This is a genomic window from Allobaculum sp., from assembly GCF_047010065.1.
GTDB classification, from domain to species: domain Bacteria; phylum Bacillota_I; class Bacilli_A; order Erysipelotrichales; family Erysipelotrichaceae; genus Allobaculum; species Allobaculum fili.
In genome coordinates, this window is sequence record NZ_JBKXLD010000001.1 from 20432 (window position 1) to 45361 (window position 24930).

The window sequence follows — 24930 nt, forward strand, 5'->3', positions numbered from 1 at the left end:
AAAGGGATTGGAAAAGAGATGGTGATCGGGAAAGTGAAAAGTGATCTGATTCAGAAAAGATAAAGGACTCCGGGAAAGGAAAGACGGTTCAGAGCAGGCCTTCTTTCGGACGGAATGTCCCCTGAACGAACGAAAGCCAGGATGGATACGGCGGCGAAAATAGAGCTGCAAAGAAAGGAACTGTTTATGGAAAAAATACTGATCGATTTATACGTTCCTTCCATTCAGAAAACATACAACCTGATGGTTCCGGATTCGATGGACTGCAAGGAACTGACCCAGCTGCTCGCTCAGGCGGTTGAAAATCTGGCCGGCGGAAAGTATTACGCCTCCGAACAGGAAGTTCTGTTTAGTCAAAAACAGCAGCGCGTATTAAAAAGCGGCAACGATTTGAAAGATTATTCGATCGGTCAGGGGGATGTACTATATTTACTTTGATGCAGAACCGACAGGAACTATTCGATCAGATTCAAAGGCTGATCCACAGTATAGAAATGGACGTGGAAAGCTGGCAGCGCGAAACGGAGGGAGAATTTTCCCGGGAATACATTCACGCGCGTCAGGCTCAGCTCGAGCAGATCCGGCGCCTGAAAGAATGGCTGATCCGAAATGGTGAGTAAAACAAAGAAACAAGGAGGAAAGAACTATGAGTGGAAATTGGGAACTGGAAGTCGCAACAGAAGTTATGGATATGTCTGCCGAAGATCTTCAAAACATTGGAACTGTTATCCAGGAAAGCAGCAAAGCGGTAGACGCACTGATTGGAGAGCTGTACGAGGAAAGCGAAGGTACATTCTCGGATCACCTTAAAGAAGTCGGCAATGAGTTCGTAGATCTGGTGGATGCCTGTGTACAGGTCATCTGGGATCTGGCGAAGGGCTTTATCCGCGCTGGAGAATCCCTGGTCGGCGCGGAGAAAAATGCAACGGATTCCCTCCGCTCTGCCGGCATCGGAAAAGGCAAGTAATCGAAACTGTACATCTAAGTCAATCAGAAAATAGAAAGAGAACACATTAAAAGAAAGACTATGGAAAAACTGAAACTTAAAGTCTCGGAAGAAAAATATCGACAGACTCTCGACAAACTTGGAGCCGAACTGGATAAGATGCAGGGATATCAGAAAGACCTGCAGAAAGTTAAAGAAAATATGCAGAACGGCGTAATTGGCAACGTGGGAAACGACGCGGTCCGAAACCTGGATACCCATCTGCATAATGTGCAGACGGTAATCACGAAAACCATTGCTGCCAGAACCCAGATTGAAAACTATCTCAATTCCATGACCCAGACACAGAGCACCATCACGGATGATCTGAAGGCGCTGGAAGATGAGGCGAATGCGATCTTCGGATAAAATTCGAACCTCGGCACGACAGCTCCATCGCTCCAGAGAGACTCTTCTGCAGGAGAGAAACCTTCTTCTTTCCATCATCGCAAATCTGAGACAGTCACCTGAACTCCACGCGGCTGCCCATCCGTGCGAAACGCTGATACAGGAAAATCAGAAGCTCCAGCAGCTCCTCGAAGACTACGAATCGGCAATGACCCGTACCCTTCAGGATCTGGAAGAGAGTCTGAAACGATGTGAAGAAAGCGCTCTGGATCTTCAGCGACAAATGAAATAAAACCGTTTTTTCAAAATGACGTCGAGCCAGGACGAAAAAACGGCATCCATAATTTGTTTCAGCGATCCGCCGGGTACAGCCCGACTGGATCGCACCTGACGAAACGTGGTTCGACAGCGAGCCACGTTTCGTATATCTGCCCCCTTCTTTGGAATCCGAAAAAAGGAAAGGCAGACCACGATAAGCCATAAGGAAGGACACATGAAAAAAGCAAAGTGGATTTCTGTTTCGTCACTGGATATCCCGCCGGTTTCCGCCCGTATTAGCGGGCTGATTCCGATCGTGGTTCCCAGAACAGCCAGCGATCCCATTCGACATAAAGCCGTAGACAGCGAAGAAAAGGAAATCTGCGGCGGCGATTTCTCAAACATCCATTCCCAGACCGAACCCGAACCGTTCGTTTTTCCGGAAGAAAAGCCTGCCGGTTTTCCAGCTTTCGAATCCGCAAAAAACGAAACCACGTCATCCAAAAAAGACATCTTTGATCAGATGTTCCGGGAATTTTCCTCAGATTCCAAAGTGGAGACGGACCTTTTGAGCAAGAAGGCTCCAGAAATCATACCGGAACGTCCAGCAGAAACCATCGTGCAGGATAAAGCGGATCCTGTCGAAACTCAGCAGGAACAAAATTATCAGGAAGTCGAGGAAAAAAAGGCGGAAGATACGGCTATGCGAGATCTGGATGACTTGCTGGACTTCAGAACCGATCCAGCCCCAGAGGAAGCCGCCGAAGCTGCCGAAGCTGTCGAAGTGCTCGCTGAAATACCGAAAAGTTCTGACGATGGTATGGTACAAAATTCCGATTCCATCCCAGAGCCCGAACCGATCGTGCGTTCCCGGTCAAACTGGTTTTTGCGTCATATGAATACGGGCATTCAGATTCGCCTGCAAAAAGAGCTGCTGATCGGATGCGGAAGGCAAAGCGACTTTGTCATCGATTTTGATACGACACTCTCTGAGCGGCATGCCCGGCTGACGCTGGAAGAGAATCGCGTTATGGTGGAAGATCTCAATTCTTCTTCCAAGACGTTTGTCAATTATCAGCCCGTCACGCAGAAATCGGAAATCCGAGACGGACAGATTCTTCGCCTTGGCTCCAATCAGCTGTTCCAGCTTGAACAAAGCAAGGAGGATTTGCGTCATGAACCGATTTGAAGGCGTATTGATCGGCACAGACTCATTCCATAAGGGAGAAGCGGTTCTGCTGCACCATCTGGAAGAAGTGTTCGTGGAGATGGAGGAAGAGCCGGAAGTCGTTCTGGAACAGAGCGAAAAGGCGTCTGTCGGCATTTTTTACGATTGTGATCTGGGCATGTATGGAATTGAGCCGTTTGAAAACCGGGCTGTCTTTTTAGAAAGCGGGCAGCCGCTGGGGAAACATCGTCGATATTACCTTGGGCGGGATACGGCGATCTATTTGAAGCAGCGCGAATTTGCGATTGTACTGGGGTAAGACTATGAGCGGAAATAATAAAACAGTTTTTATTCGAATGCCAAAAGCCGATCAAGGGGAATCGTCTCTGGAAGCCCTCGATGCGGCGTACCGGGAACTGGGCAAAGCGTTTTATGAAAATCGTTTCGAAGAACCGACGCCAGAACTGATTCTTTATTTTGATCAGATTACGCATCTTAAAGAACAGCTCAAACTGCGGGATCGTCATACTGAGACGATGGACCTGCCAAAACCGGAACCTGCCGCTTCGACCGGCGGCATATTTGACCAGCTTCGCTCAATCGATCTGGACAGTCTCGATAATCTTGAGAGTCTGGACAGTTTAGATGGACTCGAAAGTCTCAGCCCGTGTGAAGATCTGGATTCCAGAAACAAAACCGGAAACGGCGATTCAAACCGTTCAGACCCGTTCGAGCAGCCGATGACGTTTAAATACTGCCCGTTCTGTGGCACCAAACTTCCGCTGGATGCCCGTTTCTGCGGCAACTGCGGAGAGTCCTGCGAAGAATAACGGGTTTCGCAAATCGGACAGAAAAAGAAGAGATACTGTACGTAAGGGGACAGCTCTTCTTTTTTTTCTGGTCATAAGAAACGGCGATGAATACGGACCAGAAAAATCGAGGGAAAAGGAATGGACTTTGTCAGAGGATCTTTTGCGTTCGACTATTTGAAATGCCCGATTTTTAAGAATTCGTCAATTGTCTGCTCAGTCCGTTACAATAAAGCCGATCGTTTACGATTTGCAGGAGGTTTAAAAATGACACAATCCACTACAATGGCTCTGACTCGATCCAGGCCAAAAAAGAAAAGGGGCCGAGATGCCCGCGTAGAACTGGTTCGGCTGATCGCCTGTCTGATCGTTCTGCTCTGTCATTCGTATCCGCCAGTGATCATTAACGGCGAACCGGCTTTTGGCCGTGTCTTTATTGCCTGCCTGGGAGCGGATGGCGTTGGTATTTTCTGGATGGTCATCGGCTGTTTTCTGTTTTCCAGTACGTATGGCAAAACGCTCAAGCGAGGGTTTACCCGGATTTTTATTCCGCTCGTTCTGGCGAGTCTGCTCGGCATTGCGATGAACAGTCTGCCCCTGCCCGGATTTGTCCCTTCGGATATTCCGGCGGTATTGAATGATTTTCTGCAATGGCGAAACGGTGTAATCGGCATGGATCATCTGTGGTATTTGTACGTCAATCTGCTCGTCTTTCTGTTCTTTCCGGTTTTGAAATGGATTGCGGACGGGCTGGATCGATCCCGAGTCGCCACCATTCTTTTTATGGCTGCTACGTTAGGGTTCTTTATTGTGAACGATCTGACGTCCAACCATCTCGCCGGCTTTTCTCACTATCTGTTCCGAGCAGCCATTCCGGCTTCCATCGAAGTGATCTGGGGACATATTCTGTATCGAAATCGAAAACACTTTCACGGCTGGATCACTGCCGCTGCGGCACTGGCCGGTTTCGTTTTCCTGAATCTGGCGCGGGCCAGGGTCCAGATGAAACATTTTGCGGCAGATCCGGGCGATGCGAGCGCGCTGTACTGGTATTCCGCCTGGGGCATGCTGGCCTCGGCACTCATTCTGATTTTTGGTCTGGCAGCCATTCGCCCCAGAAAAGGCGCTAAAAAAGCGGTTGAAGCGGGTGCAGAATCGATGATCTGTGCAGCCGCTTCGTATTCTTTTCTGATCTATATTGTTCACTTTCCCATTTTGCGCATTCTGACCAGCGTAGGATTTACTCAGTCTCTGCAAAATCTGATTTTGAAAAGCAACGGTTTCGCTTTCAGTCTGCTCTATACCCTTTGCATGGAGGCGATTCTCTTCGTGCTTTCCTTTATTCTTTCCTGGATTGTGAAATGGCTGTGGAAGGGCATCAAGATGCTCTTTCAGCCGGAAAAGGTCTATGGATAGAGCGTGAAAATTCGTTTTAAGTTAAGTAATGAATTTGCCTGTAAAAGCGTAAATGTCTGGATCAGGCAGTTCAGGATTTAAGGAGTGACATGTATGGAAACAAAGAAACAGACAATTTACCCTGGCCGAATCTATCGTCATTTCAAAGGCGATCTGTATCTGGTCGAAGCCATTGCCCGAAACGCGGATTCCGCTAAGGAAATGGTGATCTACCGCCAGCTGTATGGAGACGGTTCACTGTGGGTACGCGAACTGGATGAGTTTGCTTCCCCGGTGGATCATGAAAAATATCCAGAAATGAAACAGACCTGGCGCTTTGAACTCCAGAAGGTGGAGTCGACAGCCAGACATTCGTAATGAAAAGGCAGGTACCGACGATAAAGTCGACACCTGCCTTTTTATTTGAGGAATGCCTGTACTGGGTTTGAAAAATCAGAAGATTAGATAGCCGCTTTGGAAGCGGCAGCGGCTGGATCGGCAGCCGATTTGCGTACGGTCCGTTTTATACGGGCTGTTTTCTTTTTTGGCTTGCGGGACAGAGCGCTCAAAAGCAGAACGCCAAGAAGGAACGGCCACTGATACGTATAGATAAAGGAATAGCGCAGCAGGGAAACAGGCCCAAGCAGCATGGTCAGAATATACAGAACGGTATAGAGGCACGCGGTTGCCGCAAACTTGCTTCGGAAGAAAATAGCATAGCCAAGAAGGAAGATCACCAGATAAAGGGTAATGCCGGGATCAAAGAAACGCAGCCACAGCGGACAGTTGTCAAAGGTGGCCGACTGCATTGCAATGCCGCGCAGTTTGTCGCGGTAGCCGGGAAGCAGAGAATAGGAAGCGATATGCTGCTTATCCGCGTAGTCTTCGTAGCTCGTCATAACAGAGAGCGCATTGTACTCTCCATAGCGCATATCGAAATAGGGAGCGGTCAGATAGGCGGCTGCCTGAATCGCGCCGCGCCAGTCTGTTGTCAGTACCCGCAAATACAGGGAAATAAACTGTCCCGGATTTTCGGAGAACTTTTCGTTGTAAAAAAGATCCTTGGAACTGTCTGCACTGAACGGATCCAGCTGATCGGGCGTAAAGCCATCGAAATAGCTGTAGGCGAGAGCCTCGTCTTCTTTGGAAATGAACTTCTCTTCGATCTGATCGTTGCGGTTCAGTTCAAAGGCAAGCTGATGAATCGGCAGAGCAAGCATTTCCCGGGGATTGTTAATCTTGATGCCGGCAATGGAAGGGACAAGGGAAGTAAGCAGCCAGCCCAAAACAAGTATGGAAACCTGAGAAATCATAAAAAGCTGAACAATGCGCTTCTTTCTGTCTTTTAGATAGACAAAGAAGAGAAGGATCAGACCGAGTATGGCCAGGTATAACCCCTGATTGCGCAAAAGACACATGAGAACGCCCCAGCCGATAATCTCGGCTGTCTTTTTCAGAAGGGAAGACGACGCTGCAGATCTGTCTTTCTCCCGAACAGCCTTTGGATTTTCTGCAGGTGAGGAAAGATCGGCTCTGGCGCTTTCGGAGGGCTTTGGCGGGAAGAGAAGCGAGCAGATCGAAACAATAAATAAAAGGAGAGCCGGAGCGAACATTATATCCTTGGTCGTATAGCACACGAGCATCTGCGAGAAAGGCGAGACGGCCATAAAAAAGGAAGTCGTGATCAGAATCCAGGCGTTGAGGCCTTTTCGATAGAGATACAGCATCGCTTTGGCGATCGCATAGGCGCAGAACACGATCTGAAAGAAGAAAATGTAAATACCGGTCCCTGCGTTCGGGTTGTGAAAGAGAATGTTTCCGAGTCGGAGCAGGGAGCCAAGCAGAAGGGTATGAAGCCACGGATGATGCGTCGTGAACGGCAGATCGCCGTTATACATCGCCAGCTGGATCGGGGCATCCGCGCCAAAGGTTCCTGGGAAAAACGCCAGGAACGCCGGCATCCAGGTCACAATCATCAGCAGCAGGACGCTCCAGAACAGAAAGCGTTCCTGTTTTTTTGTTGTGGATGAATGAACCAGAAGGGATCGCCTCGAGCGCAGATTGAACTTTCTGTTCAGGACGGTAAAGAGAAAGGCAATAGCCAGAAAAAGAAGGCTATAAAAAAGAAGCCATAAAACATAGGATTTAAAAAACGGAGATAATCCGTACTCCATCAGTTTTGGCCAGGAAGCAAACAGGGAAAAGAACAGAGATGTCCAGATCCACAGTCCGCGCATGGATTTGCTCATCGTAGAATCCTCCAGTCGGGATGAGAAGCATCCGCAAAGCGGGAATGAACCGTTATCGAGTGAAGAAACGCTTTAGAAATGCTTTAAAGGGATCATTTTAAAAAGAGATCGGAGAAATCGAGTCCGATTTTCAGCCGGTAATAGAGAAAAAGACTTCGTGAGTTCTGCTGAATCCAGAAAAAAGCCGGTGTTTCTTTTACAGAATAATCCGGAGTTTCTTTTACAAAATAATATGGTACGGAAGGAGAAGAAGCCGGTCAAATTCAATGTAGACTCCAGGACGTTTCCTTTGGACAGGACTGAATCCATGAAAATCATACAGACAAAGAAAAAATGTCAGACAGGAAAAAGGGAAAACCATAAAAAAACGAACCGGAATTTCTTTAAGAAATCCCGGTTCGGATTGTTTTCAATGGCGGAGTCGCAGGGATTCGAACCCTGGGTAAGCTTTCGCCTACACAGCCTTTCCAAGACTGCACCTTAAACCGCTCGGACACGACTCCGTTCGCTTAACGCTCGTTTATATTACCAAAGCCCTCTCGACAAAGTCAAACAGGAAATTGAAAAATAGTTAGGATTATCTAATGCATTTTCGAGGGGCCGAAAAAGGCAGAATCCCGTTTTCTTCTTTCGGATCTTCTTTCGATCCTGTTTCGTATCTGTTTCGTCCTCGCGCTTTATGAAAATTCTCCCCCTCGTCCGGGCAGCCAATTCGGTTCGGTAAGATTCGATTGTTCAGGAAAAAGGCGGACTGGAAGAAAAAGGAGGGGATGAAAAGCACACGCTGCCTAGATGTTTCCGACAGAGGAGGCAAGTAACCCGGGATCGAAATCGACAGAAATGAAAACAGAATAAATATGGATACTGTCCATCTCCATCCAGTCATGCCCTCCTTTGTGCGCATTGAAGGATTTGATGGAGTCAGGAAAAAGGCCGAAATTATTTCACATGAATTCGACAATTCTTCCGACAATTTGCTCTAATTTGCACACAGTTTGTCAATTCTGCAAATGGGCGGGCAAAGCCCTTGTGAACCCGATTATAATTTGTAGGACAGCTATATTTTTTGTAGGACAGCTATATTTTTACGCAACGGTTAGATTGATATATTCAAACGAAACAAAAATAATCGCCTTTATTTGCTGAATACGCACAATTACGATTGTTCGACTGCTCAGCGCCCGCTTTTGGACCCAGCGGATTTCATGCCTGAAAATCGACTTCTTTTCGCACGATGAGTGCAGATACGTTTTCTGGCAAGCCTTCTCAAGTCTGCAAATCGGTTTTCAGGTCGGCTTAAACTGCAAGTTTTCATTCATGGAAAGGAAGAAAAGCTATGTTCATTAAAAAAATGGAAAAAGTATTCGCTTCAATGCTGGCTGCTTTCACAGTGTTCGGGTCCATCTGGACCGCACCGATTTCCGCGATGGAAACCAGCAAGGATACGACGCAGATCAACGTTGTCTACGACGATTCCGGCAGTATGAGCAATTCCCGGATGGACAGCTGGTCTCAGGCGAAATATGCAATGGAAGTTTTTTCAGCCTTTATGGGTGAAGAAGATACACTGAACGTTTTTCCGATGAGCAAAGCCGAAGATAACGATTCGAAAAATGACTTCTTTACTTTAAAGGGAACGGAAGATCCAGCCGATCGTGTCAAACGGATCAATGACATGAAGGATACATCCGGCACGCCGATCCAGGCCGTCGATGCCGCGGGCGAAAACCTCAAACAGTCCACAGCTCAGCAGAAATGGCTTGTCATTTTGACAGACGGTGCGTTTTTCAACGATACAACCGAACTGAGCAATGAGGAGATTCGATCCGATTTCCAGAAATATGCGGGCGTGAACGGCATCAATATGATCTATGTGGGAATCGGGTCCTATGCGGAGGAGATCAGTCTGAGTCACGACGGCTACGAAGCGTACTACATTGATACGAGTTCGATTCTGGGTGCTCTGACAGAAATTGCCCAGAAGGTATTTTCCCTGCAGAAAGTCACGCTTCAGGGAGATTCCTCCTATTCCTTTCAGGCGGACGTACCCATTTCAAAATTCATCGTTTTTGCTCAGGGCAAGCAGACAGAAGTAACGAACGCAAAAATCAACGGCGAAGATGTACCGGCCAAGCCTTTCTCTGTAGAGGTTTCGGTAAACGATAAGACTCCGCAGCCGGAATGCAATTCGGGTTGTGCCATTGCTCCAAATCTGAACGGCAAAGTGGTGACGTATGAAGCCAAGGATCCAAAGAAGCCTTTCTCTTCGGGAAAGTACACATTCGAAAGTACGTCCGATGACGTGGATGTGTATGTAGAACCCGGAATTGAATTCCGGACGATTCTGCGCAGCGGATCCGAAGTAACTACCGATACAGAAATTCAGGACGGCATATCCATTCCTGGCGGAGAAAGTACAGTCGTTATTCAGATCTTTGACCCGCTTACGGGAACACCGATTGACCCTTCTCAGTCGGAACTTCTTAAAGGTTCGGAATTTGCGCTGACCGTAACGGATGAAGACGGAAACACAGTCACGTACACCAACGGAGAAAAACTGAATTTAGCACCAGGCAAAGCCACTCTTCAGTCGGTCGCCCGGCTTCCGGGAAATATCAACATGACGGGAGAATCGGCAAAACTGGATGTAAAAGACGCACCGATCTCCGTCCTCTTTTCGCAGCCGGCTGGATACGATATCAACCCGGGAACGCTGAGCGGAGAGCAGCCTGTGCAGGCTTCGATCTCGGCACCGGATGGAACCCGAATCAATAAGTATACCTTTGATTCCTACTCATTCGAAGTCACCGGTACCGAAGGGGTGAACTGGGAGATCTCAATGAGCGACCAGGACGGCGTCGTAAATCTGACGCCTTCTTATGCGACCGATCAGAAGGGATCGGGCATTACATCGACAACTCAGAATCTTGTCCTCAAAGTCACCCGCGATAACGGCAGCTATCAGCAGGCGGGGGAAGGCAACGTGGAAATTCGCTATGTCGCACCAGAGCCGCTGAATCTGATGATTACGCTTCAGAATCCTGAGGAGACGTATAAAAAAGGCGAACGAACCTACATGTTCGATCCGAACCAGAGAGGCTCGGGAAGCGAAGCCTATATTCTCGCCAAAGTGCAGGTCGAAGAAGAGGACGGCTCACTGAGAGATCTTAATGAAGACGAATGGGAAAGAGGCGTAAGCAGCTTTACGTTTACAGCCAGCCAGCACGCCCCGAATTTTCTCGATCAGCTCATTCGGTGGGTCTGCTTCCAGTCGCTGGAATTTGATGTAGTCAAAGATGAGCAGCCATCGTGTTACCGCTTCTATCTGGGCGGACCCGCAGCAACCACCGTCCTTCCCAACGACCTGGATCTGAACGTGGACCTGGACATTACGCTGGCCAGCGGACAGCAGGAAGAAGGCCAGACAGAAGATGCGATCAGCATCATGCCGCTTTCTCTGTGGGCGTATTTACTGAAATTCATCCTGATTGTTCTGGCATCGCTTCTTACCCTGTTCCTTGTCTATAAATTTATTACCAAACCGCGTTTTAAACGGGGTACATATGTCAGCGCCAAAGGCCATTATCTGGATCGGCGCGGAATCAGGATGGGACTGGAGGGAAGAGGCCGTCCGCGGCAGGATTACGAACTGTCCTTCAGCGACCGGATTAATCCGTTTAAACCCGAGAGTGCAACGCTGAATTTCGAATTAGGAAATACAAACGGAATTATTTCTGAACTCAGCCTGCAGTTCACTGCGGTTAAAGGCGGGAACATTCGCTGGGAAAATCCAGAAGCCCTCTGCAACCGATGCGCTTTTACGTTTAACCATAAAAATTATTCGCTGGGTACGAATCCGGAAAAGGTCATCAATCTTGTGTTCGGATATGAAACACCGTTTGTGCTTAAGGGTCTTAAGGTGATGACCGACCCCAATGTCACCGTCAGCTTCAAATTTTCCAACAAAAAACACTGATCCGGAATGGCTTCACAAGGTTTAAACCCGCCCGTCCAGGATCCAGAAGGCCTTGTGTAAAGCCGTATGTTCTAAGGGAAATTAACGGAAGCGGACTTGAGACGAACGGGCATTTTCGCTATTGGTTTCACAGGCTGGCCTGGCCAGTCAGAAATAAAAATCAGCACTACAAAGAGAAAAAGAAAAAAGGAGGAAATGGAATGACTGCTCCAACAGTAATTATTGGACTTGGCGGCGCGGGCAGTACGATCTGCACGAAGCTTTCGAAGATGGCGAAGTCATTGAAAGACAGAAACCGCCTGCAGTTTGTCTGCATTGATACAGACCGGAATGATCTGAGACACAGAAAAGAAGAAGATGCCACGGTCGTACAGATTCAGACATCGGCACCTTATAAAATTGAAGACTATCTCAAGCGCAACAGACACGCCCGTGAAGACTGGTTCCCCATTCATACCATTCTGAACAGCAAGACACCGACAGAAGGTGCAGGACAGGTTCGTGCGATCAGCCGGCTGGCCCTGGACGAAGCGATGAGCAAAGGCAAGCTGCGTGCGCTCGACGATGCGATCGACACATTGTTCCGGCTCAACGGCGATGCTGGCAACCAGGCGATCCGCGTCATTATTGTGTCTTCCTTAGCCGGCGGTACGGGCTCTGGAATCGTAATTCCTATTGCGATGTACATTAAGCATCTTCTCAACTCCAGCTTTAACAAAACCGGATCGGTTGTTCGCGGTTTCTTCCTGCTGCCGGAAATTTTCGCTTCCGCAAAGAGCCAGGATGAGAAGGCAAGCATCTTTGCCAATGCCTATGCATCCGTCCGTGAGCTGGATGCCTTCATGCGCAAAGGCGACCAGGCTCTGGAAAACACAAAGTACAAAGATCTTGAGTTCTCAGTTCCTCACCCAATGTCCGGAAAAGATGTGAACTACAACGAATCGCCATTCAATTTCTGCTTCCTGTTTGATCGCCGCAACGCGGATGATCTTTCGCTCAGCAGCTTCGATGAATACATGACGTATGCAGCCAATACGATTTACGCGCAGGCGATCAGCGGCGCATCCAGTCGAAGCAACTCCAGTGAAGACAATGCCATTAAGGCGCTCATTCAGTCGGGCGGACGGGATCGTTTCTGCGGTGCCGGATCTGCGGTCCTGAAATATCCGTATGAAGAAATTCTCGACTATCTCGCCGGACAGACCTGCTTTGAACAGCTTGGTGAAGAATGGCTGACGATCGATAAAGCGTATACAGAAGACCTGAATAAACGGAAAGCGGAGAAAAAGCAGGATCCTTCGGTCGAATTTGAAGACCCGCATACGTTCTACCTTAAGAATGTAGACTCCAAATCCGATGACAAAGGCACATTCCAGCAGATGATTTTCCGCCAGACCCATAAAGAACACGAAGATGAATATGGAGAAGGAACACAGTGGGAAGAACTGTCCCGATCCTTCGTCCATGCTCTGGATAGTCATCTGGAAAAGAAAATCCGCGAGAACGAAGAGATCAAACAGATCCTTTTTGAGATCAACAAACAGCGTTCACGCCTGCAGGCTTCCAAAGGCAAAGTCGATAAAGGCGCGATCAATTCTCTGGAAGGGGCCATCATTCGACTTGCACAAAGTCTGATGCGCGTTTCCCGTGAAACCGGCCGTCACGTTGCCCTGGATGTTTTCAGCGCTTCACCTCGAGGAAAGAATCCGAAACCCTATTACTTCCAGCATTATCTGAAGACGGAAGACGGAGGCTTCGTTCATCCAAACGCCGTTCGCTACATGGTTTATGCCATGGTTCGCAACTGCAATTATGCCTACTCGACGGCCCAGGAGGAACTTGGCGAAGACGATGATGCCAAACGATCCATGCTGCATCCGTTCGATGATCCCGCTACGACAAATAAAGTGGAAACGGCGAACGATCGCTACAACAAGAAAAATCGAAACAAAATTTCAAGACGGATCATCAAGAAATTTATTGAGGAAACGGAAACGCTTGTCAGTGATGAATCCGAATTTTTCACGTTTGCCAGCGCATGGGCAAAACTGATTGTCTATGGCGAAGGCATTAAATTCTTTACTCAGCTGGCCAGCGATTTTGATGACTTCTATAAAACGTATCCAACGTTTGTGGAAAAAGAAAGCAATCGCGTACGCCTGATTCCTCAGCAGATTGCCAACCGCGACGGCAGCGCTATTCGCTATACATGTACCAGTCAGGCCTGCCTGGAAGAACTTCTCGATATCGTCGGGGCAGCGGATGCGCAGGAATCAATTACCGGCAAGCTTTCCGCTCTGATTTTCCAGGATATTCTGGAATATTCCAAAACGGAAAAGCGTCCTCCGGCAGCTTCGCATTTTGGCAAACTGTTCCGCGATGTGATCATCAAATACTACAAAGATGAAATTCAGAATCACTTCGCGCAAGTCATTGACATGGACGTCATTTCCGCTCTGATGAAAGAAGTAGAAATTGAACGTCATGCCGATGAGCTCAGCCGTGAAGATGTAGAACTGGTCGCTGCGGATACCCTGACCGAAGTCAACAATCTGGCCAGTATGTTCCTCGAAGAGCCGATGGGTGTGGAAGGTCACGTGATTCGTGCAGCTGCCTATAACCCGGCGGTTCTGCTGGATGACGACCCGCTTCGCCATGACTTTGTTCAGAAGTATTTGAATCAGGAACTTGGCGGCGTTGCGGATAAAAACATTTCCAAGTACGATCTGCTCGTCTACAAAGCGGTATATACACTCAATCCGGGTGACTTCAAACGCTTCCGCGCTCCGGAAAATGGAAAGCCAGGCGGAGACTACTACGAAGCCTATATGCGGATTTACAGGAAACTGGGTCCGAACGTAGAGAAGAATTTCGAGATCACTCCCCACATGGACCGTCACTGGCATCTGACGAAGTATATGCCGGATCTGGATGACCGCAACCAGAAGATTGTCGAAGACGGAATCTTCCAGGCTTTCCTCTGGGGAATGCTTACCGGGGATGTGGATCAGAAAGTCGATTCCAATCACCTCGACGGCATGGACGTAATCTATAAGCCTTCCAACTCCAGCAACGAAGACTTCATTGTTCCAAACGGCACAAGCTGCGATGAACTTTACGAAGTTCTCGACGCCTTAAGCATCAACCCGCCGCAGGTAGACATCATGCTTCGCAAAATGGAAGCGGAAAAGGAAAAGCAGGTGAAGAAGAGCCTGTCTCTCGCGCAGTCTACCCTGATCCGTCGAATCAACTGGCTGGATGAGAAAAAGGCACTCGGCGATTACTACGATGAAGAAGCTGTCCGCGAGGACGAGCCAAAATTCGTTCTCCGGGAATTCATCCCTGTAAAGAGCCCCATGAAACCATCGGTATTCGATCTTCTCTTCTGGCTCAAATACAGCATGCCGAACTGCGATTACTATCTGTCCGACTTCACTTCCATGATCGATAACCTGATCGCTCTGATCGAAAACTATGTCAGCACGTTTACAGGCGAAGATGAGATGTACGCGGTAGCCTTCTCGATTATTTCCGATCAGTTCCAGCTTTTCCTGAACAATATGACTGATTACGTAAACGTACCGAAGCCGGCAAAACGCTTTGACGATGAATCCGTAACTCTGATTCGCGACCGCATTGATGAGATCGTCGATAACAAGTATCTCTACAAGCTGAAGTATCATCACGAACCAACGATGAAAGAGCTCTACGATCGCAAGTATCAGGAAATGATTCATGCGGCGGCAAAAAATGCCGAAGAAGCAAAGAACGGCGAAGAAGCAAAGAACGCTTAAAGTATTCGAATTTCCCGAATCCTTTACTTCACTGAAAGATTCAGAAGAAATAGCTTTGGCTTCTCTCTGGTTCTGTAAAGAATAGCCAGGATCTGGCTGAACGTTTGAAATAGCTCCTGCACTGCCCTTCCAATGCAGGAGCTATTTACCTATAGGATCATGATTCGAAAAGTTTCAAAGGATTGAAAGATCGAAAGAAGAGGGGAACTGCTGCCAAATCTCTTCTTTCCTTCTGTTTTTTCCTGCAGCGGCTTTTCCTTCTCGTTCTTCTATCCTTTATCTATTTTTCGCGGATGGAAATTCACGAAGAAGATGAAAATTTCATTTTGCGATGAAGCCAGTCGGCTTTTTCCCCGCTTTAGATCCGTTCCTTCGAATCCATGATGGATTTGCCTTACTGTAATTGCTTTACTGAATTTCTGCTTTTGAAAAAAGAAAGGAGGAGTGTACATTGCTGACTGTCATTATTTATCCCAGATCGGCGCAGAGAAGCTTTGACCAGCATAAGCTGCTGTTCGAAAACTCAATTGAAAAAGAAAAAGTCTGCTTCTGTTTCTGGGACGAAAATGGTGAAGACTTTTATGAAGCTCTTCCAGATTTAAAGACCCAGCTCGAAGGCGTTAAGAACTGGCGCGCGATTGTCGTCGACCCGATTGACGGGACGGCGGCGGATCACTGGGAACTGGATAACCGGGAAAAGACGACCCAGAAAGGAAATCCTTTTGACTACATCGAAAACGATGATCTGTTTCCTTTAGTCCATAAGAGCAAGTACGCCCTGATCCGCTTAAGCCAGATGCTTGGGGGCATTCCCGACATCAGTCTGGAAGCGACCAGGCGCAAAAGCATGGGCGATGACGATTACCAGATTCTTCTCGATCAGCAAAAGGCTTTGTACGACAAACTTTCCGAGCAGTCGGAAATGCCGATTCCAAAGCCAGACGAAATCTTTCTGTTTCGCACGATGATTGAGTCCGAATCCGATTCCATCTCGTACGAAGAACCGGAAATCGAAAATATCGGCGATTTTTATGCGTCCCTGTTCTGGCAGCGAAACCGTTATCCTGCAGCCTGCCGTTTTCTCACATTCAGGCAGGCCAAACCGGATACATCCATGTTTCAGGAATCCATGTTTCGCTTCTGGCTGACCGTGCTGCTTTTAGCGGAAGAGGAGTTCCCGGCGGGAACTTTTGAAGCCTATCGCCTGTATGAAATGTCGGCCAACGCCAGTGAAGAGGTTCTGAAGACCTATTTCGAAGAATACCTTCTGAAAATGAACGATATTCGCTTCTTTCTGCAGCAGGAAATTGATGTTCTTCATTCCGTGAACTACACCTCGAAAAATCTGGATACGCCGGATCTCGAACGTTCGATTCCGGTCGACATCACCCTCACTTCGAATGACGATATTTATATTCCACGCTTTTTTACCGGGCCGACAGGGGATCTGCCAAGACCCGAACTGCCTGCCTGGAAAAAGAAGGTCCGCGTAAGTCGAAGAGCGTTTCGAAAAGTAATCGGTGCGTATGAGCGCTCGGTCGAACGCAGCTGTCAGTACGCGCATCAGGCCGTCGAACTCGAATCGGCAGAGGAGCTGAACTTCAACTCCTATCAGATCGCCGCGATACGGGAGGAGACAGCCGATTACGAACATGAAGTCCTTTCCGGCTATACGCCGATCATGATGAAGCTCCGACAGGTGCACATCAAACTGAAAGAACGGGATAAAGTGGTCCAGAAAAACATGAGCCACCGCATGTATTCCTTCAAGGCGCTCGCCGCGACAGCGGTGTGCATCTGCGCCTGTTTCTTAGGCGTCATTCCTTTTGTCGCCTATTGTCTGATGCGCAATCAGTCCATGGGGGATTACTCGTTTTTAGTTTATGCGGCATCGATTGGCATGCTGATCTTCTGCATTGCGGTGATCGTCGTTTTCTGGGTGATTCTGGGGGTTCGCATTTTCGAATACAACTACACCCTTGATCAGGCGCTCCACTCCATCGAAGCCAAAATTCCCGCGATTACGCAGTATTTGAAAAACTGCTGCGCATCCATCCGGGGAAATCGAATTGTCTATCGCTTCGAAAAGGAAAACAACAGCCGCTCCAATCAGGAGCTGAAGTGTCTGGCGCACATCAAGGCCATCGACAACCGGGCGGCTACGGTAAAAAGCTGGATGAACGCGTTCAACATCTGGCCAGGTTCGAACAGCCGCATCGTGCATACGGTAATTTTCGATCTGGAAATTCCGCCTGAACGAAACCCGGCATATTTGCTGGAAGAACCGGAAGATCCCGTCTTTGTCTCGTTCCCGGACGGAACGGTCATTCATTCGCCGTTTCCCTTTGTGACGAGCATCGATAAAAAACGTCTGGAACCTTATGAAATGAAGGTCGTAGAAAAAAGCGGCCTGAAGGATCAGGAGGATTAAACCGATGAATTATATCCACGCATTTATCTCCTTTATCCTGTTCTGGGTTCTGTTCGCCTTTCAGTTCTTTTTCATCATGACGCCGTTTCTGATTCATGAAAAACCGAAAAAGCGCTGCTATCAGTTCGCTGTTCCGTTTCTCTGTCTGCTTGTTGTGTGCCTTGGCATGTTCAACAACGATGCCGTTCTTCAGTTTCTGTACGACATTCTGATCTGGATCGCGAATCTGGCGGGCCAGATTCCTCTGCTTGGCCGCTATCTCTATGCGTTCTTTGCCTGGCTGGCCGGCACGATTCTGACGGGTCTGGGGGCCTTTGTCTGGTCCAACATTTTGCTGGCTCTGTTCTGGCTGCTCGTCAAGAAACTGACGTTTCGAAAACTGGTCAGCCTCTGGGAAAACCATGCCTATCTGTTTGATCTGACTTCTGGCGAATTTTACGAGAAAGATGAAAGAGCCCTGCGGCAGTACACCAATCCGCAGGAACGCTACGTGCTCAAGCCGCGGTACTACAATCTGCGGGTTCTGATCATGGCGGCAGTCTTCTTCTGCTATTTCATTTATCTCATTACCCAGTATGTGTATTCCGGCATTGGGGGATCGAACATTCCCGCAATGATGACGCCGGTTGCCGGAATCCTGATTCTTGGAGAATGCTTCGCCTTTTTAAACGGCTGGCAGCCTGAGAAAAACGAAGGAAAAATTCTGGCCGAAGAAGAAAACAGCGCGGAATGCGATACGATCCGTGCGTCTCTTAAAAAAATGTTCCGAGACCGGCTTTGCTTCGATGATCATCAGAAAAGAAAAACGGTGGCAAAAGTCACCGGACTCTATCAGGAAGATGCTCTCGAAAACACAGAAATCGATGAACTGGCTTCTGCGTATTTCAACTCCCTGCTGGATATCGGAATTCCTCTGCAGCCGGACTATCAGAAGGCGGCAAGACAGCTGCTTAACCGTGAAAGTCTGGTCGTAATGAATCCCTTTTATAGAGACTTCACGTATTACCTCATGCTTCCGATGATTGCCACGCTCCTTAAAAATAAAAAGGTTCTCGTGATCTGCGGCCGAAGTACGGACGCACAGGATATCAAGGAATGGATTACCGACGGATTTCTGGAAACGACCAACCTGAAAAAGCTGTGGATGACGGAGGAGCTCAGTGAGAAGGGAAGAAGCGACGACATCAGCGTCGGCATCATTACGTTCCACAACATTTATAACCACACGTTCATTCACAACAATATCGGCTTCCTCAAAGAGGTACAGTTCGTTCTGCTTCTGGAACCTTCCAATCTTTTAGGAACAGGTCAGATCGGTCTGCGAAACATTTTGGAAATCTGTGAATCTTCGGGCGATCCGCTCACTTACTGCGCGCTCGACCGCAGTGTGGACGGTCTGGTCGACGCCCTGAGCCATCTCGTCCATCAGCCGCTTGTTGAAGTCCTTGCTCCGCCTGCCAGCGAAGCCGGCACTTGCCGGGCGATCTGGCATGTGGACGGCCCTGGCATGCAGAACCGCATTGTTCCTGGAATTTCCCGCTATCTTGGCGTCGGTACGGAAATCGCCCTTGAAGGTCTGGCGAATGGGGCAGATGAGATTTACTGGTTCAGTTCTTCTAAATCGCCGATTGCCGATATTCGCTGGAACGTTTCGCAGTATTACCCAAGTTTCTGTGAATATACGCACACCCGTCTGGAACAGAACCAGCTGGAAGAGCGCATGCATTATGAAAGCCATCTCTGGCAGGTGCCGGAAATGGAAAAAGGCTATCTGATCGTGGAAGATGAGTTTCGAAACGCATTTGACATCGCCCGCCTGTTCAGCTCGCGTCTGGAAAAGAAAGGCTTCGTCAATATTCTTTCGGAAAACTACATGCTTCGCGATTACATGACGGCCAATGCCGAAATGATGACAGTTGACTCCAAAGCGATCCCGACGATTGTTCCGGATTACGCCCGAACGGAGCGCAACTTCATTATCCGGCTGCTCATGCTGATGAGCATGGAACCGGTAGACGAAAGCTATATCAGCAATCAGCTGGCCATCCATGGCATTCATTCCAGAAAAACATATGACGTCCTTCAGCATCTGATCCATAAGCATACCGGACAGGAAAAATTCAAGATTCACACGACGCAGGTCAATGCCTATCGGGCGGACATTCAGACCACCCGCTTCCAGTACAGCATTAACCTCGACCAGCTCCATTCGGTATACGACTCCGCCCTGCGTTCGGTTTACTTCGTCATTGAAAACGAAAAAACGAAGGAATATCCGATGGGCAACCGGCTGCTCGGCCAGATTTATCAGGTCCTGCTGCCTGGACAGTTCTTTTCGTGGGACGGCCGTTACTATCAGGTCGTTTCGATTTCCAATGACAGCGAAATTATCGTTCGCCGTTCCGGAGATCACTTCATGCGGCGCGTGTATTACCGTCAGCTGCGCGACTATAAGATTTCCGGTGTCGAGATGCAGCCAGGAGAAAATCATTTCCGGGATATGGTCATCCGTCATGGCTTTGCGAATATTGAAGTCCGGACCGACGGCTATCTGGATCTGCCTTCGCCCAACGATTTTGAACACGCCTCGCACGTTCGGCTCAAACCGGCCCATGTTCGCCGCCTGTATCAGAAGGAATTTTTGCAGATCACGCTGGAAAACGTGAAACCGGAAGTGGTCTACACCGTTGCCGTTCTGCTTAACGAAGTTTTCCGAACTCTGTTTCCAAACGAGACCGGATATCTGATTGCGCTTCCTGGACAGATTCCGGAAGCCGTCTTAAACGATCCGCTTTACCGCGATCGAAACCGGGCGGCTTCTGCCTGTGTCGCTTTTGAAGAGGAAGATATGGAGAAGAACGCGATTTATATTGTGGAAGATTCTCATATCGATCTTGGTCTGCTTGTGACAGTAGAAAGAAATCTGCAGAGAATTATGGAAATCATTGCTGACTATCTCGTATGGAATTCCAAAGGTCCATCGACCACGCACAGAGAAGGCGAAGACGCTGCACACGACGTCAGTGATGAAGACGGTTCGAACGAAACGCAGGTGCAGAATTATCTGCCTTCGCAAAAATCGCTGCGATCCATGGCCAGCCGGCCTTCGGATTCCAGTCCGACGCTCTATTCCGTGATGCCGCTCTTTGGATTTGGCCGACGGAAAAAAGACGAAGCGAATTCTTCTGAGAGCGCAGACTCTTCAAATTCATCCGAACAAACACCTGCTCCAGCTGAGAATCCATCACCGGCAGCCGATCCGGCTGACGTTCAGACCGAGAAGGCTTCCCAGGCGGATCAGCCTGCTGCTTCAAAAGAGCAGAAAGCATCCGCTTCTGAAAACGTTTCTGGTGAAGCCGAACCGACACCGCAGACTGAGGCAAACCCAGAAGGAGCGGCAAACCCGTCTTCGGGTACGTCTTCTGTAGAAACACACGAACCGCCTGCTGCTCCAGAACCCGAACCGAACCCGGCGCCTACACCGGAACCAGAACCCGAACCGGCCAAGGCTCCGGATCCGAAAGAAGGAAAAGGCCGCCGGAAGAAAAAACGCAGAGGCTGGTTTGGACGCGGCCGCAAGGACGAGGATTCTGAGGAAAACGCCCCCGAAGAAAACGGCTCGCAGGAAACGGGCGGCGGTTCGAAACCCGAACCTGGCAGACAGCCCATATCCGAACCGGTAAAAGGACCTTCCAATCCAGCAGCGATCTTCGCGGAAGATGAAGAGCTGGAAGAAGAGGATGAAATCCAGTCCCCGTTTGTTATTCTTCCGTATCTTCAGTACGGCGCCCAGGAAGTACCAGACTGGCTTGCGCTCGACGCGACGCTCGAATACCTGCGAGGCATGCATTTCGAAGAAAGCAGTCTTCACGATGCCCGTACCGCCAAAGCGCATTTTGATTCCGGATCGACGTATGATCCGCGCATGCCGGGTATCCATTACTGTGATTTCTGCGGTCAGCAGCTTACTCCAGGTCATTACGATACGCTCAAAGACGGCCGCGAGCGCTGCCCGGAATGCTCGGCCACTGCTGTACGCAATAAGATTCAGTTCAAGCGTGTAGTCAATGAAACGCATGCGGAACTGGAGAAAATCTTTAACATTACCTTCCGAACAAAACTGGAATTCCATATGGTGAACGCCCGCAAGGTGAACAAGCACCTGACCGACTTCAAGCCGACGCCGGAAATGGATCCCCGCTGTGTAGGCTACGCTTCGCCGCGAAAGGGAAAGACAGTGATCTATGTGGAAAATGGTTCTCCGCTCTGGAATGTGAAATCGACGATTGTGCATGAAATGACCCATGCCTGGCAGTTTGAGCACTGGAACTCCGAGAACGTAGGACCAGGGTATGACAACCAGGAGACGAACCTGCTTCTGCATGAAGGCATGGCTGTCTGGACAGAAGTCCAGTACTATGTCGCGATGGGCGAGATCGAACGCGCCATACGGTATATGCGCAACCGTGAACTGGAAGACAATGAGTATGGAATCGGTATGCGCCTGTACCTCGCCAACTATCCGATTCAGCAGGATTCGATGCTCGGTACAAGCAAGACACCGTTCAATACGCTCCCGCCCATTCCGTATGCAAGCGAAGAAGAAGCGGGCGAACAGTAACCGGGATCGAATGGATTCAGCCCGTCTGCTTTCAATTCCAGAAAAAAATCCCAACGCTTCAAACGGGTGCGCCGTTCAATAGAACCGTACCTGCATGAACGTTCAGGAGGGAACAGTCTGTACATTTTGCCTTTTGAAAAGCGTCCTTCATTCAGAAAATGAGGGACGCTTTTTTACGGAAGAGGATTAAAATGCAACGAAAATAATAAACCGCATCCGCATTTTGAATATTCTCCGTAAACTGAAAGAATACTGGAACTCGATTTATTCCAAAAACAGGAAGAGGAGAAAGAATATGCAAAGTCTGCTTGTGCTGGCTGGTTCGATACTGATCATTTTTATTCTTATGCTGGTTTTCGCCTTTGGTACGCAGTTTCGATTTCATCGAATTTTCGTGTTCACAGGCGGGATTCTCATCACGGTTTTCCTTTTAAACCTGTTTGTACTGAGCAGCCCTAGTCCGGCAATCGCGCAGGATGCAAATGGACTGGAAAACGTATCCATGTCCATAATCAATACGCTGCAGACTGTCTCTCTTGATGCGGATTACGGTCAGTTTCTTGCGATGGAAGAGCAGGCGATTGACTGGTGGATTCAGTCCGGTCCCTATCCAGCCTGGGCATGGATCAAGCCCATCCTGCTGGATCTGACCGCCGTATTGAATGTGGCGGCTCCCATTTGCGGGCTGAGTTCGGTCGTGACCGCTCTGGATATTCTTTTCCCGGTGCTGAAAATTATGGGGCACCCCTTCCGACCGAAAATTGTGTTTACGTCGCTGAGCGAGGCAACCATTTTAATGGCGGAGGATATCCACAGACGCCTTGCCCGCGGGGATGAAAAGACACTGCGTGCGCTGTACGGTCTGGATTTGAATGACCCGCTTCCTTCGAGCTGCAAGCGGCCGCTGCTGATTTTTACAGACACGTACATGACCAGTGATTCGGAAGCCAATATGGAACTCGTGGAACGCGCGAAAAGCATTCAGGCGATCTGTGTGAAATCCGATCCGCGCCTTCTTCATCTGCAGAAGTCTTCCCGGGTGGTGTATTACCTGATGGGCGACACCATGGAAAACTACGAAATTCTGTCCAACTTCACAAAATACAGCGGCTCCCAGAAAGCCGGAATATGGAGCGTTCTTCAGCACGATTATCTCAATCGCTCCCTTGGCCGGCAGCCGCTGCTCAAAGCTCCGTTTCCCACAGAGAGCACGCTGGTCAATATTTACATTGACGATCCGGTATGGATGGAGCGCATTGATCATCTTCTGAACCTCTCCGCCCAGAACGGGGATCGGGTTCTCGAGGTGAACGGAATAAAAGACTATATGACAATGGGATTCAATCTTCTGCGCGATCTCCCGCTCTTTCTTCCTCTGATTGAGAAGCCTGAATCCGAGAGCGGAGAATTGAAACTGCTGGTCTGTGGATCTTCATCCGCGGCGAAATCCATTGTTCTGCACTCCATCGTTTTAGGACAGATGAAAAATCACCGTCTGTCCGTTACGGTCATGAATCCTTCGCAGTCGAGCATGGAAAAGGAACTTCATCTGAATTATCCGGAACTCATGCTCTCCTGTCTGGAAAACGAAGATCTGCTCTGCCCGGATCCCGTCTTATCCGCACAGCGAAATCGAAGAAATTCCCCTTATGCCAGACTGAATTTTCTGAGTCTGGATGAGAGCGAAGACATGAGACGACTGATGGAGGAGGCACTTCGAGCGGATTATATCGTTCTCGCTCAGGACGCTCAGACGGAAAATATGGAAATGGCGCAAAGAATGAAACTTTTCCTGACCCAGAGAAACTATGATTCCAGACGAATCGGCAGGCAGCTCGTCGTACCGATCCTTCAGAACTCGGCGCTGCTTCCTTCTATGCAGACACCGCTGCCGCTGACTTTGCAAACCCCGGAAAATGGAATCGAAGAAGAAGCTCTGGGTTCCACCGAACGATACGTGCCCATTGTCATTCCTTATGGATTTGATCAGGCGCGCTTCAGCCTCGAAGCGGCGCTGCAGATGAGCATTCTCGAAACGTCCGTGGAATCCAATTTCCGCTACGACGTGATTCATGGCTATGCCGAGGAGAAACCGGCCGAAACTCGACACCGCAAGCGGACCACTTCTTCCGCCTCCAAAAAAGCGAAGAAAAAGGGAGCCCCGAATTTTTTGAAAAAAGATTACGGCAACTGGTCGAACTGGTCGAGAGCATCCCATGCGGAATACAAGCTCTTTGATCTGGGGCTGATTCAGTCGGCGGTGATCGAGCCAGGCACTTTGAACGATTCCTGTTCTTTAGCCTCATCCAGTCCAGCCCGGAATATGAACGCCTTCAGCCGGATCGAGAGCGTCCAGGACGTGGATCCAGGCTATTTTGAAATTCCATCGGTGATTTCGGATCTGACGTGGATGGAAAAGCGGCGATGGAATGCCGCCACCCGCGTATCAGGCTATTCGTACATGCCCGTGATCGAACGAAACGAGATCGACCAGTTTAAAAATCAGTCCAAAGACGGCCATCTCATGCGGCACGTCTGCTTAGTGGAAACGACTCCAGAACTGTCCCTGCCTTTCTTTCTGCGCGAGGAGTATGGAATGAGTCTGGAAGCGGACCGTCTCGATGAGGTGAGTGAAGCAACCCTGCAAGCCAATCCGCTGCAGGATGAACAGGGAAATCGTCCGACGTTAAGCCAGTATCCGGAAAAGGACTATAAGGTAAATGACCTGCCCTGTTTCGACGTTACGCTCTGTCAGAAAATTGGCCGGTTCTTCCTCAAGGATCCGGTCCCATCCAGCCCAGGCCGCCAGCTTGCCTTTGAAAAACTGAAAGAAAGGACGCGTCAGGCTGTGATGGAAGGCAATTCCAGATACACAACACGAAAGTAGAAAAATCAT

The 24930-nt window shown here is 49.0% G+C and carries 16 protein-coding genes and 1 tRNA gene; 15 read left to right on the top strand and 2 right to left on the bottom strand.

Annotated features, from left to right (window positions below):
• Positions 1–186: 186 nt before the first annotated feature.
• The 10 genes from ACLUYS_RS00065 (at position 187) to ACLUYS_RS00110 (ending at position 5341) form a co-directional block, all read left to right on the top strand.
• Positions 187–438 carry a hypothetical protein gene (locus ACLUYS_RS00065; protein ID WP_230266781.1) on the top strand — a complete coding sequence of 84 codons (252 nt, stop codon included), beginning with the start codon at positions 187–189 and terminating at the stop codon, positions 436–438.
• Entirely contained in the window at positions 435–620 is a 186-nt protein-coding gene (locus ACLUYS_RS00070) for a hypothetical protein (RefSeq protein WP_289640765.1), read from the top strand. Before ACLUYS_RS00065 ends, ACLUYS_RS00070 begins: the two co-directional genes overlap by 4 nt.
• Before the next feature lie 26 nt (positions 621–646).
• A complete protein-coding gene (locus tag ACLUYS_RS00075; protein WP_230266779.1) occupies positions 647–967 on the top strand; it encodes a hypothetical protein in 321 nt (106 codons plus the stop codon).
• A gap of 60 nt (positions 968–1027) precedes the next feature.
• A complete protein-coding gene (locus tag ACLUYS_RS00080) occupies positions 1028–1354 on the top strand; it encodes a hypothetical protein (protein WP_230266778.1) in 327 nt (108 codons plus the stop codon).
• Positions 1338–1625, top strand: a complete 288-nt coding sequence (locus tag ACLUYS_RS00085) for a hypothetical protein (protein WP_230266777.1) — start codon at positions 1338–1340, stop codon at positions 1623–1625. Before ACLUYS_RS00080 ends, ACLUYS_RS00085 begins: the two co-directional genes overlap by 17 nt.
• A 201-nt stretch (positions 1626–1826) precedes the next feature.
• Positions 1827–2780 carry an FHA domain-containing protein gene (locus tag ACLUYS_RS00090; protein ID WP_230266776.1) on the top strand — a complete coding sequence of 318 codons (954 nt, stop codon included), beginning with the start codon at positions 1827–1829 and terminating at the stop codon, positions 2778–2780.
• Positions 2767–3078 carry a hypothetical protein gene (locus tag ACLUYS_RS00095; protein ID WP_230266775.1) on the top strand — a complete coding sequence of 104 codons (312 nt, stop codon included), beginning with the start codon at positions 2767–2769 and terminating at the stop codon, positions 3076–3078. The genes ACLUYS_RS00090 and ACLUYS_RS00095 overlap by 14 nt, the downstream gene beginning before the upstream one ends.
• Before the next feature lie 4 nt (positions 3079–3082).
• Positions 3083–3589: a zinc ribbon domain-containing protein gene (locus ACLUYS_RS00100; RefSeq protein ID WP_288876484.1), complete on the top strand. Its 507-nt coding sequence runs from the start codon at positions 3083–3085 to the stop codon at positions 3587–3589.
• A gap of 246 nt (positions 3590–3835) precedes the next feature.
• A complete protein-coding gene (locus tag ACLUYS_RS00105; protein WP_412658558.1) occupies positions 3836–4984 on the top strand; it encodes an acyltransferase in 1149 nt (382 codons plus the stop codon).
• Positions 4985–5077: 93 nt separating this feature from the next.
• Positions 5078–5341 (top strand): DUF1653 domain-containing protein, encoded by a 264-nt coding sequence (locus ACLUYS_RS00110; RefSeq protein ID WP_230266772.1) that lies wholly within the window; start codon positions 5078–5080, stop codon positions 5339–5341.
• Positions 5342–5424: 83 nt separating this feature from the next.
• Here the strand turns inward: ACLUYS_RS00110 and ACLUYS_RS00115 are convergent, their stop codons facing one another.
• Together ACLUYS_RS00115 and ACLUYS_RS00120 are read right to left on the bottom strand one after the other, a co-directional pair.
• The gene (locus ACLUYS_RS00115) at positions 5425–7212 is read right to left on the bottom strand and encodes a DUF6020 family protein (RefSeq protein WP_412658560.1); all 1788 of its coding nucleotides are present in this window, start codon (positions 7210–7212) and stop codon (positions 5425–5427) included.
• Positions 7213–7625: 413 nt separating this feature from the next.
• Positions 7626–7715: transfer RNA gene (locus ACLUYS_RS00120), tRNA-Ser, on the bottom strand.
• A gap of 833 nt (positions 7716–8548) precedes the next feature.
• Between ACLUYS_RS00120 and ACLUYS_RS00125 the strand changes: the two genes are divergently transcribed.
• From ACLUYS_RS00125 to ACLUYS_RS00145, 5 genes are all read left to right on the top strand, one after another.
• Positions 8549–11188, top strand: coding sequence for a vWA domain-containing protein (locus tag ACLUYS_RS00125; RefSeq protein ID WP_412658561.1), 2640 nt, complete (start codon positions 8549–8551; stop codon positions 11186–11188).
• A 200-nt stretch (positions 11189–11388) separates the two neighbouring features.
• Positions 11389–14982: a tubulin-like doman-containing protein gene (locus ACLUYS_RS00130; RefSeq protein ID WP_412658563.1), complete on the top strand. Its 3594-nt coding sequence runs from the start codon at positions 11389–11391 to the stop codon at positions 14980–14982.
• Positions 14983–15433: 451 nt separating this feature from the next.
• On the top strand, positions 15434–17413 hold the full coding sequence (locus ACLUYS_RS00135; protein ID WP_412658564.1) for a hypothetical protein: 1980 nt from the start codon (positions 15434–15436) through the stop codon (positions 17411–17413).
• Between the two features lie 4 nt (positions 17414–17417).
• On the top strand, positions 17418–22034 hold the full coding sequence (locus ACLUYS_RS00140) for a hypothetical protein (RefSeq protein ID WP_412658566.1): 4617 nt from the start codon (positions 17418–17420) through the stop codon (positions 22032–22034).
• 295 nt (positions 22035–22329) lie between these two features.
• Entirely contained in the window at positions 22330–24921 is a 2592-nt protein-coding gene (locus ACLUYS_RS00145) for a hypothetical protein (RefSeq protein ID WP_230266765.1), read from the top strand.
• Positions 24922–24930: the final 9 nt, after the last annotated feature.